This is a genomic window from Cohnella kolymensis (assembly GCF_000829465.1).
Lineage (GTDB): Bacteria > Bacillota > Bacilli > Paenibacillales > Paenibacillaceae > Cohnella > Cohnella kolymensis.
The window spans coordinates 1-17,411 of sequence record NZ_JXAL01000002.1 but is presented as its reverse complement, the minus strand read 5'-3'; the positions used below and the strand labels follow the sequence as shown (position 1 = coordinate 17,411).

At 46.1% G+C, this 17,411-nt stretch carries 19 protein-coding genes and 1 pseudogene; 5 read left to right on the top strand and 15 right to left on the bottom strand.

All coding sequences use genetic code 11. The annotated features are described in order from the left end of the window. Positions 1 to 71 precede the first annotated feature (71 nt). Complete coding sequence (locus tag SD71_RS03815) at positions 72 to 623, top strand: helix-turn-helix domain-containing protein (protein ID WP_041059920.1); 552 nt, start codon at positions 72 to 74, stop codon at positions 621 to 623. 81 nt (positions 624 to 704) lie between these two features. Here SD71_RS03815 and SD71_RS03810 read toward each other — a convergent pair whose 3' ends face one another. Then, positions 705 to 1,175 carry a VOC family protein gene (locus SD71_RS03810; protein WP_041059917.1) on the bottom strand — a complete coding sequence of 157 codons (471 nt, stop codon included), beginning with the start codon at positions 1,173 to 1,175 and terminating at the stop codon, positions 705 to 707. Positions 1,176 to 1,350: 175 nt separating this feature from the next. Between SD71_RS03810 and SD71_RS03805 the strand changes: the two genes are divergently transcribed. Together SD71_RS03805 and SD71_RS03800 are read left to right on the top strand one after the other, a co-directional pair. Next, entirely contained in the window at positions 1,351 to 1,941 is a 591-nt protein-coding gene (locus SD71_RS03805) for a TetR/AcrR family transcriptional regulator (protein WP_041059914.1), read from the top strand. Next, positions 1,941 to 3,032 (top strand): serine hydrolase domain-containing protein, encoded by a 1,092-nt coding sequence (locus tag SD71_RS03800; RefSeq protein ID WP_041059911.1) that lies wholly within the window; start codon positions 1,941 to 1,943, stop codon positions 3,030 to 3,032. Before SD71_RS03805 ends, SD71_RS03800 begins: the two co-directional genes overlap by 1 nt. Positions 3,033 to 3,086: 54 nt before the next feature. On the opposite strand, the gene SD71_RS03795 is transcribed toward SD71_RS03800, so the two are convergent. The 3 genes and pseudogenes from SD71_RS03795 to SD71_RS03785 form a co-directional block, all read right to left on the bottom strand. After that, positions 3,087 to 3,452: a nucleotide excision repair endonuclease gene (locus SD71_RS03795; RefSeq protein ID WP_041059908.1), complete on the bottom strand. Its 366-nt coding sequence runs from the start codon at positions 3,450 to 3,452 to the stop codon at positions 3,087 to 3,089. Between the two features lie 36 nt (positions 3,453 to 3,488). After that, positions 3,489 to 4,935, bottom strand: a pseudogene (locus SD71_RS03790) (DEAD/DEAH box helicase). A 103-nt stretch (positions 4,936 to 5,038) separates the two neighbouring features. Further along, positions 5,039 to 5,626, bottom strand: a complete 588-nt coding sequence (locus tag SD71_RS03785) for an NAD(P)H-dependent oxidoreductase (RefSeq protein WP_041059905.1) — start codon at positions 5,624 to 5,626, stop codon at positions 5,039 to 5,041. Between the two features lie 120 nt (positions 5,627 to 5,746). Here SD71_RS03785 and SD71_RS03780 point away from each other — a divergent pair, with 120 nt between their 5' ends. Continuing rightward, positions 5,747 to 6,175, top strand: a complete 429-nt coding sequence (locus SD71_RS03780; RefSeq protein ID WP_041059902.1) for a MarR family winged helix-turn-helix transcriptional regulator — start codon at positions 5,747 to 5,749, stop codon at positions 6,173 to 6,175. Positions 6,176 to 6,206: 31 nt separating this feature from the next. Here SD71_RS03780 and SD71_RS03775 read toward each other — a convergent pair whose 3' ends face one another. From SD71_RS03775 to SD71_RS03745, 7 genes are all read right to left on the bottom strand, one after another. Further along, complete coding sequence (locus SD71_RS03775) at positions 6,207 to 6,986, bottom strand: SDR family NAD(P)-dependent oxidoreductase (protein WP_041059899.1); 780 nt, start codon at positions 6,984 to 6,986, stop codon at positions 6,207 to 6,209. 55 nt (positions 6,987 to 7,041) lie between these two features. Further along, a complete protein-coding gene (locus tag SD71_RS03770) occupies positions 7,042 to 8,100 on the bottom strand; it encodes an LLM class flavin-dependent oxidoreductase (protein ID WP_041059897.1) in 1,059 nt (352 codons plus the stop codon). 42 nt (positions 8,101 to 8,142) lie between these two features. Further along, positions 8,143 to 8,832 carry a response regulator transcription factor gene (locus SD71_RS03765; RefSeq protein WP_041059894.1) on the bottom strand — a complete coding sequence of 230 codons (690 nt, stop codon included), beginning with the start codon at positions 8,830 to 8,832 and terminating at the stop codon, positions 8,143 to 8,145. Next, positions 8,829 to 10,277 (bottom strand): sensor histidine kinase, encoded by a 1,449-nt coding sequence (locus tag SD71_RS03760; RefSeq protein ID WP_041059889.1) that lies wholly within the window; start codon positions 10,275 to 10,277, stop codon positions 8,829 to 8,831. The genes SD71_RS03765 and SD71_RS03760 overlap by 4 nt, the downstream gene beginning before the upstream one ends. 2 nt (positions 10,278 to 10,279) lie before the next feature. Then, a complete protein-coding gene (locus tag SD71_RS03755; RefSeq protein ID WP_041059886.1) occupies positions 10,280 to 11,029 on the bottom strand; it encodes an ABC transporter permease in 750 nt (249 codons plus the stop codon). Continuing rightward, positions 11,022 to 11,762: an ABC transporter ATP-binding protein gene (locus SD71_RS03750; protein ID WP_041059883.1), complete on the bottom strand. Its 741-nt coding sequence runs from the start codon at positions 11,760 to 11,762 to the stop codon at positions 11,022 to 11,024. Before SD71_RS03750 ends, SD71_RS03755 begins: the two co-directional genes overlap by 8 nt. Positions 11,763 to 11,844: 82 nt before the next feature. Further along, positions 11,845 to 12,750, bottom strand: a complete 906-nt coding sequence (locus SD71_RS03745; RefSeq protein WP_041059881.1) for a hypothetical protein — start codon at positions 12,748 to 12,750, stop codon at positions 11,845 to 11,847. Positions 12,751 to 13,211: 461 nt separating this feature from the next. Between SD71_RS03745 and SD71_RS03740 the strand changes: the two genes are divergently transcribed. Then, complete coding sequence (locus SD71_RS03740) at positions 13,212 to 14,375, top strand: L-dopachrome tautomerase-related protein (RefSeq protein ID WP_052475917.1); 1,164 nt, start codon at positions 13,212 to 13,214, stop codon at positions 14,373 to 14,375. Positions 14,376 to 14,440: 65 nt separating this feature from the next. On the opposite strand, the gene SD71_RS03735 is transcribed toward SD71_RS03740, so the two are convergent. The 4 genes from SD71_RS03735 to SD71_RS03720 form a co-directional block, all read right to left on the bottom strand. Beyond that, positions 14,441 to 15,307, bottom strand: a complete 867-nt coding sequence (locus SD71_RS03735; RefSeq protein WP_041059875.1) for an SDR family oxidoreductase — start codon at positions 15,305 to 15,307, stop codon at positions 14,441 to 14,443. A 93-nt stretch (positions 15,308 to 15,400) separates the two neighbouring features. Next, the gene (locus tag SD71_RS03730; RefSeq protein WP_041059873.1) at positions 15,401 to 15,817 is read right to left on the bottom strand and encodes an Rrf2 family transcriptional regulator; all 417 of its coding nucleotides are present in this window, start codon (positions 15,815 to 15,817) and stop codon (positions 15,401 to 15,403) included. 102 nt (positions 15,818 to 15,919) lie between these two features. Further along, positions 15,920 to 16,534, bottom strand: coding sequence for a phosphoribosyltransferase (locus tag SD71_RS03725; RefSeq protein WP_041059870.1), 615 nt, complete (start codon positions 16,532 to 16,534; stop codon positions 15,920 to 15,922). A 37-nt stretch (positions 16,535 to 16,571) separates the two neighbouring features. After that, on the bottom strand, positions 16,572 to 17,411 hold an 840-nt coding region (locus SD71_RS03720; RefSeq protein ID WP_052475916.1), incomplete at its 5' end, for a Cof-type HAD-IIB family hydrolase.

Genomic DNA, 17,411 nt, shown 5'->3' with positions numbered 1-17,411 from the left:
GCGTGTCAATAGAAAAATTGTTAATATCAATCTATAATATGTATAACTAATATTATTAGGAGTGGAAACTCATGGACATCGGATCCACCGTACGAGCCATTCGTAAAAGAAAAAATATAACGATAAATCAAATATGTGAAGAAACGGGATTATCTCAAGGGTTCATGAGCCAAGTTGAAAATAATAAAACATCACCATCGATCTCGACGCTGGAAAGCATCGCAAAAGCGTTAAAAGTACCCTTGGCTTATTTATTGCTGCGAAAAGAAGAGCGGATGAATTTCGTGCGCCAAGAGGACCGTCTGATCACGACAAGCGGTACCGACAAATTAAAAGTGGAGCACTTAAGCGCGACAAAAAGCGTAAGGATGATGCTCGTCGAGTTTCCGCCAGGAGCTTCGACCGGTGAAGCTCCGCATGCTCATGAAGGAGAAGAAGTACATCTCGTCATCAAAGGGAAGATCTACGCGGAGCAGGGAGAAGATGCAGCTGAATTCGGCGAAGGAGATTCATTCAGTTGGAATGCCTGCACGCCCCATCTCGTGAAAAACATTGGCGAGGATCTGGCAATAGTACTCATATCCGTATACACGGAAACAGAGCATAAACAGAATTTCATATAATCCCCGCTGACTATAACGGCAGCATAAAAGGCACCTGCGTAAGGTGCCTTTTGTCGTAGCCATCCGATGATATGCTATGCGCTATCCTGCATACGCTTGCTTGAGAATTTCAATGTCGATCTTATCCATTTCAAGCATGGCCCTCATCACTTTTGCCGCTTTCTCAGCATCCTTGTCTTGCAGCATGTCGCCTAAGGCAGTAGGAACGATCTGCCATGACACACCATATTTGTCCGTAAGCCATGCGCATCTGCCTTTTTCTCCACCTTCGCAGAGTTTCTCCCACAGTTCGTCGACCTCTTGCTGTGACTCACAGCTCACGAAGAACGATATGGCTGGCGTGAACTTGTACTGTGGGCCCCCGTTTAGTGCCATCAATTGTTGTCCATCAAGCTGGAATGTCATGGACAATACCGTTCCCTCTTCTCCTGGCCCCGCTTTTCCATAGTACATAATGCTCTCAATCTTTGAGTTTTTAAAAATAGACATGTAAAAATGGACGGCCTCTTCCGCATTGCCATCGAACCACAAGCACGTGCTGATTTTTTGCATTGTAGGTTGCTCCTTTTTCAATTGTATTTAACTAAATATTACCAAAAATAATGGGTCGGGATTTCTTCTAGATTGCTGTATTGATTACTCCAATGTTAAATGTTGACAATTTATTGATTATTATATATCATGTGTTACATAACAAGTGTTACACAACGCAGTTTAGGAGATGCCTATGCCACCCAAGACGAAATTTTCAAAGGAAAAGATCATTGACACCGCATTTGAAATAGCCCGAGTAGAAGGAATTGACCAGATCACGATCAGAAAGGTGGCTGACAAAATGGGGAGCTCGATTGCTCCCATCTATGTAAACTTCACAGATATCGAGGAGCTGAAGAAGGCCGTACTCGATAAGATTCAGGGAATTTTCCAGGAGATGTTGAGGACGCCATACAGCGAAAATCCTTTTCTCAATATAGGTATCGTCAGTGTGAAGTTTGCCAGGGAATTCAGCGTTTTCTTCAGAGATATGGTTATGAAACAGAACACCTATATAAATGAGGCGCAGCCGGATATGAGCAGCATCCTTGAATTAATGAAACAAGATGCACAGCTGAATGGGTTCACGGATGAGGAACTGACGGAGATTTTTTTCAAAATGAGGGTTTTTCAATTGGGACTTTCCGTGATGGATGTAAATGGACTGCTGCCAGAGGATTACGATGAAGAGAAGTTGATCAAGGTTTTGCAAAGCGCAGGCGGAGATATAATTACCGCTGCCCACTTGCGCAAGAATGATAAAAACACTGGGAGTGGAGCGTAATGGAGAAGGAAAAAGTACAGTCATTGATTACCGATTATTTTAGAAAAAGAGTACGGGCCGACGCTAACATACGCAATGCGTATTTGTTAGTCCACTCTGACAACCTGGGCATCGATCTTCGTATCGCAGAAGGCTCGAGCGGCAGTATACCTGCGAATCCCAATCAACCTTATTATATTGCCAGCGTAAGTAAGCTGTTTGCCTCTGTTCTTGTCGGCATATTGGTTGAGAAAGGCATGGTATCATTCGAAGATTACATATCTTTGTATGTAGATCCTGAGCTGCTCCGGGGCTTACATATTTACAAGGGTAAGGATTATACCCATGATATCAAAATCAAGCATTTGTTGAATCACACTTCCGGTTTGAATGATTTTATGGAGGATAAGTCGAAGCAAGGCAAGAACATGGTAGAGATGATGTTTGAAGAACCATCCCGTTCATGGACGCCTCAGGAAGTTATTCAATGGTCCAAAGAACATTTGGAATCCCATTTCCCTCCCGGAAAAGGGTTTCACTATTCGGACACCGGATATCATCTTTTGGGATTAATTGTAGAGAAAATAACGACTAAACCTTACCACGAAGCACTTCGTCATTATATTTTTGAACCTTGCGAAATGCATCACTCCTCTTTCGCTAATTATTCCGAACCCATAGAAAAAAGCGAATATCCTGCAGCCGGATTATATGGACGCAATATCGACATTTTACAATACCGGAGTAATACCATTATGTTTGCCGGGGGCGGAATGATTTCGACAACCGCAGACCAGCTTAAGTTCATGAAAGCATTGGCCCATGGCGAGATTCTCAGCGAAGATACTTTTAATAAAATGAAAGATTGGGCGAAGTTTTTTATGGGCATTGATTACGGTTATGGCTTGATGAATATTAAAACCGTTCCGATATTGATGCCGCAAAGATATAATGCCTGGGGAAATGCGGGGTCAACCGGCACCTTTATGTTCTACCACCCGGCCACGGATACTTACATAATCGGAGGTCTAAATCATCTTCGTTACAGCAGAAAAGGCATCATGTTAATGTTAAAAACCATTGATAGACTTACTAAAGCAAAGGCAATTTAAAAGGCACCCGCAGGTGCCTTTTTTCTTACACAATCATCGATTCGTGGAAAGCTGTTAGTTAAGACGTTCGAAAAACACTTTATCTTCATTGTATTTCGCTTTGAGTTCATTAATAATATACGTTTCATAAATTTCTCTGTGGACTGGGTCTTCGACGATACAGACATCGATTTTCGTTACTTCGTCTCTATGCGTTTTGATCGGGGATACAGAATCCTCAAAATGTTTTTTGATTCTTGGTCTTAGTTTCCTCGCTTTGCCGACAAACAATAATTCATCGTTGTCGTTGTAAAACATAAAAATGCCACCTAACTCTCTAGTAATCAGGTGAAAATCGGTAAATCCGTAAATATTGCTTTCCTCAGGATCAACCTGTTTGGTAATGCTAACGTCCGGTTTTGGAATGGTTATGTTTATCACGAAAGCTCACGTCCTCTATCTGTTATTCAACCTTTGTCACTTGTTTGCTATGTAAACTTTTAATTGCTTACCCTTTATGGTTGTATCCTTCATAGCTTGCAGGACAAGAGGCCCTTTACCGTTCAATATCTCAACATAGGTGGCCATATCCTGTATCGTAATAATGCCTATATCCTCGGCAGTGACGCCTTCAATTCTGGCAATCGTTCCAACGAAATCTACGGCTCTCAGCTTCTTTTTCTTGCCGCCATTGAAAAACAGCTTCATGATTTGTTCATTTAACTGCTCACTTTTAGCTCTCTTGGGGCTGGGCTGATCTTGGATTTTTTCTTCAAAAGCTGCTTGTCTAAGTGATACCTCATTTTTTGAAGGAATCTTCATTTTAGGTATGTCAAAGCCAATATAGCCTTGAATTTCTGCCAGCCATTTTTCTTCATTGGGGGTGATGAATGTGATCGCCTTTCCGACTTTACCTGCGCGTCCTGTTCTTCCCGTGCGATGCACATAATTTTCTTTCTCTTCAGGAAAATCATAGTTGATGACATGCGTAATATTGTCGATATCAATGCCTCTCGCAGCTACATCAGTAGCCACCAAGTAACGAAACTCTCCTCTTTTAAAACCATTCATAACTTCAAAACGATCTTCTTGCTCCATGCCCCCATGAATTTTAGCACTAGGAAAATCCCAAGCGGCTAATTGTTCAGAAACCCGATCCACCTGTTCTTTCGTTCGACAAAAAATAAAGCAGCTATCCGGATTTTGAACAACGATGACATCTTTAAGAACGTCTAATTTATCAGCTTCTCTCACTTCCACAAGAAAATGATCAATTTTATTCGTCGTTGCTCCCGTCGATTTGATCTCGATATGTACAGGGTTTTTCATATATTTACGGCTTAATTTTTCCACATCATTCGGTAAAGTAGCAGAAAATAACATAGTCACTCGATCACCAGGCAGTTTCTTAATAATCGATTCTACCTCTTCAATAAATCCCATATTCAGCATGTGATCAGCTTCATCTATGACAAGGAATTCCAAGCGCTCTAACGCGAGTGTCCCTCTATCAATATGATCCAGCACACGTCCGGGAGTCCCGACGACTACGTGACTTTTTTTGTTTTAATTCTGCAGTTTGTTTATTGAATGGTTCCTTCCCATAGATAGCAGTTGCTTTAATTCGTTTAAATCGTCCGATATTCGTAATATCCTCTTTCACTTGAACAGCAAGCTCTCGAGTTGGGGATAGGATTAACGCTTGCGGCTTGTTTTCATTCCAATCGATCATATCGCAAATCGGAATTCCGAAAGCCGCCGTCTTACCGCTGCCCGTTTGTGATTTCACGACAAGATCTTTCTTTTCAAGCGCGATCGGTATGACTTTACTTTGAACCTCTGTTGGATTCTCATATCCCAAGGTATCCAATGCTTTTACGATTTCTTCGCTTAATTTATAGTTTTTAAAACCTTGTTGACTCATCTATTCGCCTCTTCTTTTCCTCATCCGCTTATCGATATTTATTTCCACTATACAACAGTCGTAGACATGATCCAAATATACACAGAATGATATAAGTATCCGTTCAACCATTAACCGTTTTAAAATAGCGATAGATCCTATTCAGTTTTTGTTTATGCCTGCCCCGAGGACTCTCCATGCTGCCGAACTCAAAGAACTTCACTTTTTTGATGCCTACGTAATGAAATAGTGCTTTTCGCATTAATGTTTTGTGGGCGTTATACAGCCATAACAACGGATAAAGAGCCGGTCCCTTCATACTGGAAATGCAAACCACTGACTTCCCCTTTAAAAGACCCTCCGGCAAAAGTCCTCCCGTATCCTTATACGCAAATCCCGAAGCAAACAGCTGGTCTATATATCCCATAAGCATAGCCGGAGGACGTCCCCACCAAATCGGATATACAAAAACAATTTTATCGGCCCACATAAGCTGATCCCTGTATACAGCAAGATCCGGGTCGGTATGCATATCTCTCCTGCGTTTATTTTCATTAAAAACCAAGACCGGATCGAATCCTTCCTCATACAAATCCAAAACCTTTACCTCTTGTATGCTCGTATTCTCTTTGCTGCCCCTGATGACTTCTTGTAAAAATGCATAACTTAGGCTGCGATGATTCGGATGTGTATAAATAATGAGCATTTTCAAAGTAAAAAGCCCCTTTACTTATCATTTGATAAGCAAATGGTAACACATGGTTATTTTAGTTGTCAATTGATAATTGTTATGTGATAACATTTTTGCTATCGTGTCAGTGGAGGTGATCTAGTGGACAAGAACCCACTGTTCCACAAATTCGTGGCCTTCACGGCCGCCGTTCATCAAGTAACTCATGAGATGACAAAAGATGTGAAATTCGAAGCGATTACGCCTGTTCAATATAAGATTCTAGAATACATTGCAATCAGTCAGCCGGTTACGCTTAGTGAAATCAGTGACTGTATGCATATGTCCATGCCCAACACGAGCCGTGAACTGAGAAAATTAAACGAAAAACAGTTATGCGAAAAAATTACCGATGGTGAAGACAGGCGCAAGCAATTTATCCGGCTTTCTGAAAAGGGAGAAGCGTTGATGAACGAGGCTTTTCAACGCATTGAGTCTCGATTTGTTCAACGCATCAAAAATATTCCCGAGGCAGAGTTAAAGGAAATCGAACGTGCGCTCGATCTCCTTCATAGTAAGGTGTTTTATTGAGGATGTGTGAGATACCGCGAGGGATGCCGCCTCACCCTCTCCGTTGAAGCCAATTGTTGAAGTCTACGGCGACAATCCGTTCCCCTGTCATGCCCTCTGCTTCCGCCGAAGCCAAAAATACAATCGGTTCAGCCATTACGGCCGGGTCTAGCAACTGAAGCTGCGATTCGGCATCTTTCCGGATGTCATCCGGAATCATTCCCGTTATCGTGGCTCCCCCAGGTAAGAGCATATTCACCGTAATCCCATACTCCTTCAAATCCTCCGCCATGATGTAAGAAAGGGACTCTGTTGCGGCTCTAGATGGCCCGTAAGGAACGAACCCCTTCCTTTTCATCGTCTCATGGTTCATGGAAATGTTAATAATCCGGCCCTTGCCGTGTTTAATCATCAAAGGCGCAAAACCTCGGGTCACTAAGAAATAACCTGTGAGATTGGTATCGATCAGATTTCGGAAACCCTCCGGCGTCACCTCGAAAAAAGGCTGGGGCTCGACCAGAAAACGCGGATTTACCGTCCTCATGCCAATGCCTGCGTTGTTGATCAGGACGTCCAGCCTTCCCCACTCTCTGTTAACCCATTGAACCGCTTCCTCAACGGATTGTTCAGAACGTACATCTAGAGGTAGCCCAACGGCAGGGTACCCTTGCAGCTTCAAACGATTGACGGCGTCATTCAGCTTGCTCCCCTGCTTTGAGGCGAGTGCCACGGTTGCTCCGGCCTGAAGTAAAGCTTCAGCCATAGCATAGCCAAGACCACTGGAAGCCCCTGTGATGACAATGTATGTATTCTCAAGCGCATTGGAATTCATCGTTGAACATACCTCCCCATCGTTAGGTTGTGTTTTACATGATGCCCCAGGGTTACTACTTATCTTCGTTCTCAGCTTCCCATTTTGATATTTCTTCTCGAACCCGCGGCGCTACCTCTGTTCCGAGCAGCTCGATCGCTCTCATCACGTCCTCATGAGGCATAGTGCCAAGCGGTACATGTAGAAAAAAGCGTGTGATGCCCACGTTCTTGCGAAGGTGAATGATTTTCTGCGCAACCGTTTCCGGATCGCCGACATACAACGCTCCTTCAAAGCTCCGCGCGGCATCGTAACTTGCACGGCTGTAATTCCCCCAACCCCGCTCCCGTCCGATCACATTCATGCTGGCCTGGGTAGAAGGAAAAAACTTATCCGCGGCAGTTTGGGTATCCTCGGCAATGAAACCGTGCGAGTGCGACGCAACCGGCAGCTTCGATGCGTCATGACCTGCGTGAGCCGCGGCTTTCTTATAAAGCTCCACAAGCGGCGCAAACTGTATCGGTCTTCCTCCGATAATAGCCAGAACGAGCGGCAGTCCCAGCAGGCCTGCCCGGACAACAGACTCCTGATTTCCCCCGCTGCCGATCCACACCGGCAAAGGATTCTGAACCGGACGCGGATATACGCCTAGATTTTCAATTGCCGGCCGATGTCCGCCTTTCCAGGTGACTTTCTCAGTCTCCCGTAACTTCAGCAGCAGCTCCAACTTTTCTTCGAACAATTCATCGTAGTCGTTTAAATCATATCCAAACAGCGGGAATGACTCGATAAATGATCCCCGGCCCGCCATAATTTCCGCACGTCCGTTCGAGATCCCGTCGAGCGTAGCAAAATCCTGAAACACGCGCACCGGATCGTCAGATGAGAGCACCGTGACCGCACTTGTAAGCCTTATGCGTTTCGTTTGTGACGCAGCGGCAGCCAGTACAACTGCTGGAGAAGACGCCGCATAATCCTTGCGATGATGCTCACCTACGCCATACACATCCAACCCGACCTTGTCTGCCAGTACGATTTCCTCGACAACCTCACGGATCCGCTGTGCATGACTCATCACCTCACCGGTTTTAACGTCCGGCGATGTCTCAACAAATGTACTTAAACCTATCTCCACTAATAACCCCTCCAAATCAACATCGTTGTGTGTTTTAGATTATTATACTTGAAACCGGTAGCCTGCCCCCCAAATCGTCTCGATGTATTGGGGATCGGACGGGTCCAGCTCAATCTTTTCGCGCAGCTTGCGGATATGTACAGTGACAGTAGCAATGTCTCCAAGCGCGTCCATGCCCCATATATGATCGAACAGCTGCTCCTTGCTGTACACCCGGTTAGGATTCATGGCTAGGTAGAGCAGCAGATCGAATTCTTTGGTCGTAAAAGTAACCTCCTTCTCATTCACGAGAACGCGGCGGGAGGCTTTATTGATCAGTAAGCCGCGAATCTGTATCTCATCGCTGCGCGACTCGCCCCGTCCGCTGAGCCGTTCATACCGCGACAAATGAGCCTTTACCCGGGCGACGAGCTCACCCGGGCTGAAGGGCTTGACGATGTAATCGTCTGCGCCAAGGCCGAGGCCCCGGATCTTGTCGATGTCTTCCTTTTTGGCGGAAACCATGAGGATCGGGATATCCTTCTCGCTTCGGATTCTGCGGCAAATCTCGAACCCGTCGACCTTAGGCAGCATGAGGTCGAGAATAATGAGATCGTAATCGCTGGTGAGCGCACGCTGGAGCCCCTTATCTCCGCTGTTCTCAATGGCTACGGTATAGCCGTTAATCTCTAGATAGTCCCGCTCCAGCTCTGCAATGCTTTGTTCATCTTCAATAATCAGAATGCTGCTCATGCCTGCGCTCCCTCTCCTTCACGCTGACTCCATACCGGCAGCGAAATGTACACAGTTGTACCCATGCCAAGCTCACTGTCGGCCCATATCCGGCCCCCATGCTCTTCTACGATCTGCCTCGCAATCGACAATCCAAGTCCGCTTCCACCGGTAGTAGAGTTGCGTGAAGGATCCGCGCGGTAAAACCGGTCAAAAATATGCGGAAGCGCAGCAGCCTCGATGCCTTGACCGTTATCGCTGATGCTGATTACAGCCTCGCCGTCCGGAAAGGTGACGCCCACTTCGATTTTACCGTCCTCCTTATCCATATATTTCATTGCGTTTTCTAATATATTTGTAAGCACCCGCTTCAGCTTCTCGCGATCCGCCTTGACGAAGATGTTGCTGCCCTTCGGCACCGTATCCAGCTTCAGCTTGATCCCCTTCTGTTCCATGTCAAAATGTATCTCTTGAGCACAATCCCGCAGATAACCGCCTATATCCACCTTTTCAAAGTTAAACGGTACCTTGCCCAGATCCAGCTTCGAGAATAAAAACAGTTCGTCTATCATTCTATTGAGATCTACCGTTTTGGTATGAATGGTCTTCAAATAGCGATCCAGTTTATCTGGAGAATTCGTTACGCCGTCCATAATGCCTTCCACATAGCCTTTGATGGCCGTAACCGGAGTTTTTAAATCATGCGAAATGTTCGAGATGAGTTCCTTACGGTTCTCCTCATACTGCAGCTGCAGTCGCACCGATTCCTTGAGCTTTTTCCGCATTTCTTCAAAGGCGGCACTAAGCTGGCCGATTTCATCTTTAGACTGCGGCTTTACCTGATGGTCCAGATTTCCTTCTTTAATTTCCTCGGTTGCTCTCTGTAATGCTCTGAGCGGACGAATAATGCTGCGTGAAACGAGATACGTCAGCACCCCGTTGGTCAGAGCGAGAATCAAAAGCACACCGACAATGACCCATATGATATAGTGGCGGAAAGTCTTTTGCATCGTGGCCATATCCGCAATTACGAATATTGAGCCTTGCTTGTTGTCCGGCAATAGAAAATCCTCATGGCGGGTAATCCATAAATCGCCATGCATCTGCGTATGTTGGTCCAAAATGGTTCCGTATTGCGGCAATCGTCCTTCCCATGCGGTCCGATCCAGATAAGGCGATGCATAAGCAATGTCATGATTGACACGGATGATGAGCCTCATATCAATCTCGTTCAAACGCTGATCAAAGCCTTGCGCAACAGACCGCTGAAGCAAAGACTCCGGCTCGCGTGCACTCATCTGCTTCATATCGGCATAGATTCCCGCTTCCTGCTCAAATGCATTTTTAAAGGGATCCCCAGACGATCCATTGACAAGCAGGAATATGAGAACGGCCACCACCGCGAGCACGACCGGTACCAGAAGCATAGCCAAATAAGAGAGTACTAGCCGCACGCGAATGGACATCCTCAAAGCTCCTTTTTATCGAACAAATAAAACCCTGCCGTAAAAAACAATATACTACACGCCAGCAAAAACATACAGATACTCCACAACTCTCCTGACGGCATCGGGCGGCCGAGCCAAAGCATGTGCCAATCCATATACGATGTCGGGGAATACGTTAATGCCTGCGGGAAAAAGAACGCGCCAACCTTAGCCGCTATATACAGCAGAATACTAATGGTTAAAGCTCCGCTGCTGCTCGTAAAAAATTGCGCCAATAGAACGGCCGTGATGCTTAGCACTGCAAGCGGCACAAAAGCGGTCCCGTAAGCGATTAACCAATCAAGAACAGCAAATCCCGACATGACGCCGCTCAAGAAAAAAGCCGAAACGACGGAGGCGATCAAAGCGATAAGTAAATACGCGGCAATATACATAGCTAGAGAGATTTGTTTGGCTGCAAATACTTTAAAGCGCGAAATGGGCCTCGTCAATATCACTTTCAGTGTCCGATCGCTGATCTCCCCTGAGAAATGGTCGGCCGCACCCATGAATACGAAGAGGGGCAAAAATATCGCTGTAAACAAATTCAGCATCACAATCGGAAAGTCACTGGACGAAACGGCACTAATGCCGAGATTGCCCTGCACGTTGGCGAGCAGCAAAGCGGCCCCTGCAGGAATAATCAGAGTCATGATCATGAAAAACAGCGTCTTTTTCTTATAAGCAATCTTCAGCGTTTCGTTCCACACGCTGGCATACAAGCTATGCATGGGCAGCCGCCTTCCTTTCTTGTGATACCTCATGAAGGAAAAGCTCCTCCAACGAGCTGAATCGTCCTTGCAGCAGTTCCGATTTATATCCTTCGGTTATCAGCTTACCGCCGTAAAGGATGGCGATCCGATTGCACATCAGCTCCATCTCGTGAATGAGATGGCTGGATATGAAGAAGGTGATTTTCTCCTCGCGGGCCAGCTGCATGATGATCTCACGAATCTGAACCATGCCCTCGATATCGAGCCCATTCGTCGGCTCATCCAGAATAAGCAGCTCGGGTCTTGCCACAATGGCTGAAGCCAGACCAAGCCGCTGCTTCATCCCGAGTGAATAATGGCCCACCTTCTCATGCTGATAGCTTCTTAACCCTACCAATTCAAGCACCTCATCCACGCGATTGCTGTCGACATGCGGATACATTCTCGCTGCAAGCTCCAAATTTCTTCTGCCGCTCATGTAATGATAAGCTTCCGCCGTTTCAATCAGCACACCTACGCTGGCCATAGCCTGCTCGTAATGCGTGACGACGTCGTGCCCGAACAACCGCACCTTGCCTTTATCCGCTCTGCTTAACCCAGCCATTATTTTCATGACTGTCGTTTTCCCTGCACCGTTAGGCCCGAAAAAGCCGTATATGTCACCCGTTTGCACGTTCAGGCTAATGTCATGAATTCCCCGTCCATTGCGAAACATCTTCGTTAGTCCTTCCAATTGCACGATCTGATCCATTAAACCGGCCTCCTTTCTAATTTGAAAATGGGAGAGCGTCCCGTGTTGCTTTGATGCTCAGACGCTCTCCACACTTAACCGTTCATACTATTGATCGCCATTCATGCTTTGAAGGGCTCAACTTTTCCACTTGTTTGCCGGTCAAGTCAACGGTATCCGGAGTTGTGCTGTTAAAAGCGGACAGGTCCGCGTTTAGTTTCACCACGACTTTATGCGCAGCTCCGCTGGCGTCTTTTCCGCTGATCGCGATTTCCGCGGCTTGGTTCGTGATGCGGTTGTCGGCGTTGACCTTTGCGTTCAACTTGACCGACTCGATTTTGATATCATCCGACAGCTTCGGAAGACTATCTTTTATCGTTTCCACATCTATAACGATGGAATCTGCGCCGTGCGCGTCAAACTCCTCGGCGTGGTCACGTGCGCCTTCTTTAACAAGCACCGAGCCGACGGCATTCACGACAGCAGGGATTTGGCTTCCCGTTAGATTGAGCGCCACTTCCTTAGAGGCGCCGTTGTTCGCCAGCGTCACCTTGTTCTTGAGATTACCCATCAGAGCATCGATCACGTTTTCCACTTGCTCGGCCATAGCCGGGTCATGCTTCTCCATCTGATCTCTGTGTTTGTTCATCATGTCACGGTGCTCTTGATCCATTTCGAAGACTTTGTACACGTTGGAGCTGCCCGATTTCATGATGTGAGTATCGTTCTGATTGTACACTTTGAGGTTCTGCGCGGTAGTTCCGCTCTGCAGAGTAATGTCGGCACTGTCCGTATCCGTTACCTTGTTGGACTTCACCGTCGAATTCACTTGCAGCAGCACTTTTCCGTTATCCACTACAGACATGCTCACCTTCTCGGTGACATTGGCCACAGCAGCTGTATTCTTGATGGCTGATTTGTAAGTATCATAGCCTGCCGCAGTCCCGATTCCCGCGTACACCGATGACACCAGCAGCATACTGCCAAGCGCCGCCCCCGCTCCGATCATTGCAATTTTTTTTGTTCATACCAATTCCTCCTTGGATTTGTGCATCGAGCTACTTTGATTTGGCAAAGTGCCGTGCTTCTTATTTTGTGGAATGTCCTCTCGGCTTCCATAGATTCATCTTAACCCCCTCTTCTAAACTGCCTATAAAACGGTTCTAAACCGCACATAAACAATTCTTAAATATTTCTAAATCGATCAACTTTCACACGGAATCTACAATTGAGATTCAATGGTCTCTCGACGAGCTTGCAACTAAAGATACGGATAATTAGACCGACTTCAATGCTATTTATGAACAAATCCAACGAGTAACTGCTGATAATCCTAATTTTATGGAATCTATTTTTAAGAGTGGTTTCTTCATTTCCTTTCCTGCATTTGCCGAACACGCACCATCTTCCCCTATAGGCATATACCTATAAGATCGAGAATCTTGGTTAACGATCGTGGGAGGTTTATATATGATTCATAACATAAGAGCCAATCCGATAGGGCAATATCAAATGATCTTCCATTGGAATCGACTGGATTGGAATTTTCCGAATCCAAGGGTGAAAGAGGATTTTGAAGCCAATCAATACTGGAGAAAGGCGATGCCTGCCGGAGTAAAAGTCGACGCACAAGGCCGGTTTTATGTTTCGGTCCCCCGATGGGCGCACGGCATCCCTTCCACGATGAATCGAATTGTTATCAAGGATGGAAAACCGGTATTGGATGCCTTTCCGAGCTGGGAATGGAATCAGGCGGGAAATGTCAGTGTGCTTCAATCCGTTCTGGGCTATGAAATCGATGAACTTAACCGGGTGTGGCTGCTCGATCAAGGGAAAATTGCGTATGCGCCATCGCCGGAGGGATCACAGAAGCTCATCGTCTGGGATTTAAACACCAATCGTCTGCTCGACTCGATTATCATCCCGAATGAGATCGCACCGTATCGGACTTCTTTTTTGAACGACTTGGTTGTGGACAATAAGAACGGGTTCGTCTATATAACCGACTCCGGTTGCGGTTGGCCGGATCATCCGCTTGACGGCGGAATCATCGTTTACAACATGAAGACGGGAAAACTCAGACGGGTGCTTGATCGGCATTACAGTACACAGGAATTTCCGGATTTTCATTTTCAAATTGACTATATGCCGGTATACAAAGATAAACCGCTTCGCATCGGAGCAGATGGCATTGCCCTGTCGGCGGACCGCTCCACGTTGTATTACTGTCAGGTTACGGGGCGCAATCTCTATGCCATTGATACTTCGCTTTTAAGAAACTTCAATACGTCGTTGAAAGATATCCGCAGGGCAGTCCGGGCCATTGGCAGCAAGCGCACGACCACCGATGGAATGCACGCCGATAATAAAGGAAATGTGTTTTACACGATGCTTGAGAGGAAGGGAATCGGGGTTTACACGCCCAACAACCATATGTTTCATGATTTCGTGTCTGATGACCGGATGCTATGGGTGGACGGAGTGGCTTTTGATCAAAAGGGCTCGATCATCTTCAACAACAACCGGCTGCACGAGATGTTTGGGGGCTACGAGATCGACTGGAGCTATCCGTACAACATCATTTGGAAAGCTTTTGTCGGATATGATGTGAAATCGTATTTGTATGCGGATTAATAAAAAAAGGCTATCCCTCTGGTCTTATTAGACCTTACGGGATAGCCTTTGGTTCGTTCGAGTGCTTAAGACTTAATATCGCTCACGATTTGACGAAGAACTTCGCTGAGCGGGGTAGCCGGTCGGCCAAGCAATTTCACTAAATCATCACTCTTGATATCCAAAGCACCCTCGCGAATCGCGCTTTGGATGCCGACAACAATCGGAAGGACCGGTTCGGGCACGCCTGCATTTGCCATGACACCGGCATAAGTCTCGTCATCCACTTGTTGTACGGGGACATCGCGCTCAAGGACACCGGCAAGGATTGAAGCCAGCTCCTCCTGCGTGATCGGGCTGCCCGACAGCTCATAGATGGTATTGTCATGACCCTTGCCGGCCAGGACGGCTGCAGCCGCCTGCGCATAATCGCGGCGGGCCGCCCAGCCCACTTTGCCGGATCCCGCCGAAGTCAGCCAAGGTGCTCCTGCCAAGACCGCTTGAACGGTGCCTGCTTCGTTCTCTAAGTACCAGTTGTTGCGTAAGAAGGAATAAGGAATGCCGGTTTCACGAATCGCTTTTTCCGTTTCTTGATGCACAGGTGCGAGGAACAGCGTGCTTTCACCTGCATTTCCAAGACTGGTATAAGCGATCAATCGTACGTTAGCGCGTTTGGCAGCAGATACTGCAGCGAGATGCTGGCGAATCCGACTTTCATTGTCTCCGTCGGCGGAAACAATAAGCAAACGGTCTACACCTTCGAACGCTTTTTCCAATGATTCCGGTTGATCGAAATCCCCATGACGAACTGCCACCCCGCGGGCACGGAAGCCTTCCGCTTTCTTCGGATCGCGAACACTAACCGCTACATTCTCGGCGGGTACGGCTTCCAACAAGGACTCCACTACGAACGAACCGAATTTACCTGTTGCACCTGTAACTAAAATTTTCATCTTTGCGCCTCCGTTTTTTTCTGGTTGTAAACATTATAGTTATAACAATTGTGATTACAACTGGTATATAAAAAAAGCCCATTTGAGCTTTAATTAATGAAATTGTACGGTCAGTTGGTCTAACGTTACCTGAGCCAGCCTCTGTTCCATGGCGGATTGGGCATCCCTAAGCTCCGACCGGAGCGCGGATTCGATGTTTCGACCCACCGGGCAGTCTTGATTCGGCTCATCATGAAAGTTAAACAGCTGTCCATCTTCGATTACATCCACGGCGCGGTACACATCGAGAAGCGTAATCTGATCCGGATCCTTCAGCAAGGAAGCGCCGCCGACCCCGGGGCGAACCTCGACCAGACCCGCCTTCTTAAGCATCCCCATAATCTTTCTGATAATAACAGGGTTCGTGTTCACGCTATCCGCAATAAAATCCCCGGTACATTCCTTGGGACTGACAGCGATCAATGAAAGGATATGAACGGCTACGGAAAATCTGCTGCTGATCTGCTTCACTTAGAATCACTCCGTTGTAACCATTGTAGTTACTACAATGCACGATGTCAACCCGTGAGAAGGTAAGTTAAAAGGGCATCTAATCGATGCCCTTTTTGATCCCTATCTAGCTTTTCCCCAAGGGAAATAAAAACTATCGTCGTCCGCACTTTTTTTCCAATAAAATTCAGGTGCCTTATTGCTTTTTACTGCAATCGGCGTTGTAATTAGACTGAACGTCTTGATGTTGTTCAAGTCAAAGCCTCTGGCTGCAAGCTTTTCCTTAATACCTAGGACGGTATCACCTGACATGGCGAAGTCATCCACAATTAATAACTTGCGATCCTTGAACGCGACTATGCTCTCAGGAATATAAATCACCCATTTACCGGTCACGCACATAAAATGTTGCGGGATGGTGGGAATTTCACCAGCTAATTCCTTCCAAAATATTTGTCCCACAAAAATCGGGATATGCCGATCAAAATGATCCGCGACCAATTCGGCGATTATCCCTCCACGTAAATTAGGGGTCAATATCAAATCGAATTGATACTTTCTTTTCAAATCCTTGCACACGTCATTGGTACCCGCTTGCAGCTCCGTCCAAGTCAATGTCTTTTTTAATCTTTCGAGCTTTTTAGATTTTTGTTCATAATGAATCGATAAAACAACCCCAAATACGCCAATTACACCAAAAAGCCAGTTGAGCCAGTTCATTACACTGTTGATATCCAATTCGCAGCCGCCTCTTGTAAATGATATGGAATTGCTATCATTTTCCTACATTTAATATGAATTTTTCAAGTGCTTTTCTCACTCCATCATCATTATTCGTGCTCGTTACGTAATCCGCTGCTTCTTTTAATTCTTCTATTGCGTTGCCCATTGCTATGGTGAAACCAGCTGCTTTGAACAATTCCTTGTCATTCCAACTATCTCCGATGGCCAATACTTCCGATTGCGAACATTGTTGATCCTTAAGAAACATCCTGAGAGCTTCCCCTTTATTCACCTCACGATGCAAGATTTCCAAGAAGAACGGCTTCGATTTTGTTAAATAACAGCTTTCTTTCAAAGTTGGAAGCAACTCTCTTATGGCTTGATCAAGAGTTTCAGGTTCTTCAAAGAGCAGCATCTTGCTGACAGGAGACTCAATCAACTCATAAAAATCGGGTATTACGGTGTAGGGTGCTCCATGCATATCCGAATATCGCCGCACTTTATCATTTTCTTCCTTTACATAGAGAACATCCTTACTGTAGATATGTAAATGAAAATGCTTACTCTCAGCATACTCTATGATAGATTTGACACTGGCAGGATCCACAACTCGCTCATACAATACTCGACCATCAGATTGGCTTTTCACCAGCGCGCCTTGGTAGGCGATGATCGGTGCCTCAACTCCAAGCTCCGCAGCTATTTTTTGGGCGGAAACAAACATTCTTCCCGTGGCAAGAACGACGGTAATCTTGTTCCGATGAATAATCTGTTGGATCACGTCCTTGGTTTCGTCGGATATCTGGCCGCTATCAGACAGCAAAGTATCGTCGATATCCAACACAACTACTTTATACAAATTCACTTTGTCCCCTCTATGTAAATATAAAAG

Excerpts from the sequence above, each read along its gene's own strand:
- SD71_RS03745 (WP_041059881.1), bottom strand. The coding sequence starts at position 12,750 with ATGATCGGAGCGGGGGCGGCGCTTGGCAGTATGCTGCTGGTGTCATCG.
- SD71_RS03755 (WP_041059886.1), bottom strand. The coding sequence starts at position 11,029 with ATGCATAGCTTGTATGCCAGCGTGTGGAACGAAACGCTGAAGATTGCT.
- SD71_RS03750 (WP_041059883.1), bottom strand. The coding sequence starts at position 11,762 with ATGGATCAGATCGTGCAATTGGAAGGACTAACGAAGATGTTTCGCAAT.
- SD71_RS03800 (WP_041059911.1), top strand. The coding sequence starts at position 1,941 with ATGGAGAAGGAAAAAGTACAGTCATTGATTACCGATTATTTTAGAAAA.
- SD71_RS03775 (WP_041059899.1), bottom strand. The coding sequence starts at position 6,986 with ATGAATTCCAATGCGCTTGAGAATACATACATTGTCATCACAGGGGCT.
- SD71_RS03760 (WP_041059889.1), bottom strand. The coding sequence starts at position 10,277 with ATGTCCATTCGCGTGCGGCTAGTACTCTCTTATTTGGCTATGCTTCTG.
- SD71_RS03740 (WP_052475917.1), top strand. The coding sequence starts at position 13,212 with ATGATTCATAACATAAGAGCCAATCCGATAGGGCAATATCAAATGATC.
- SD71_RS03810 (WP_041059917.1), bottom strand. The coding sequence starts at position 1,175 with ATGCAAAAAATCAGCACGTGCTTGTGGTTCGATGGCAATGCGGAAGAG.
- SD71_RS03735 (WP_041059875.1), bottom strand. The coding sequence starts at position 15,307 with ATGAAAATTTTAGTTACAGGTGCAACAGGTAAATTCGGTTCGTTCGTA.
- SD71_RS03815 (WP_041059920.1), top strand. The coding sequence starts at position 72 with ATGGACATCGGATCCACCGTACGAGCCATTCGTAAAAGAAAAAATATA.
- SD71_RS03805 (WP_041059914.1), top strand. The coding sequence starts at position 1,351 with ATGCCACCCAAGACGAAATTTTCAAAGGAAAAGATCATTGACACCGCA.
- SD71_RS03765 (WP_041059894.1), bottom strand. The coding sequence starts at position 8,832 with ATGAGCAGCATTCTGATTATTGAAGATGAACAAAGCATTGCAGAGCTG.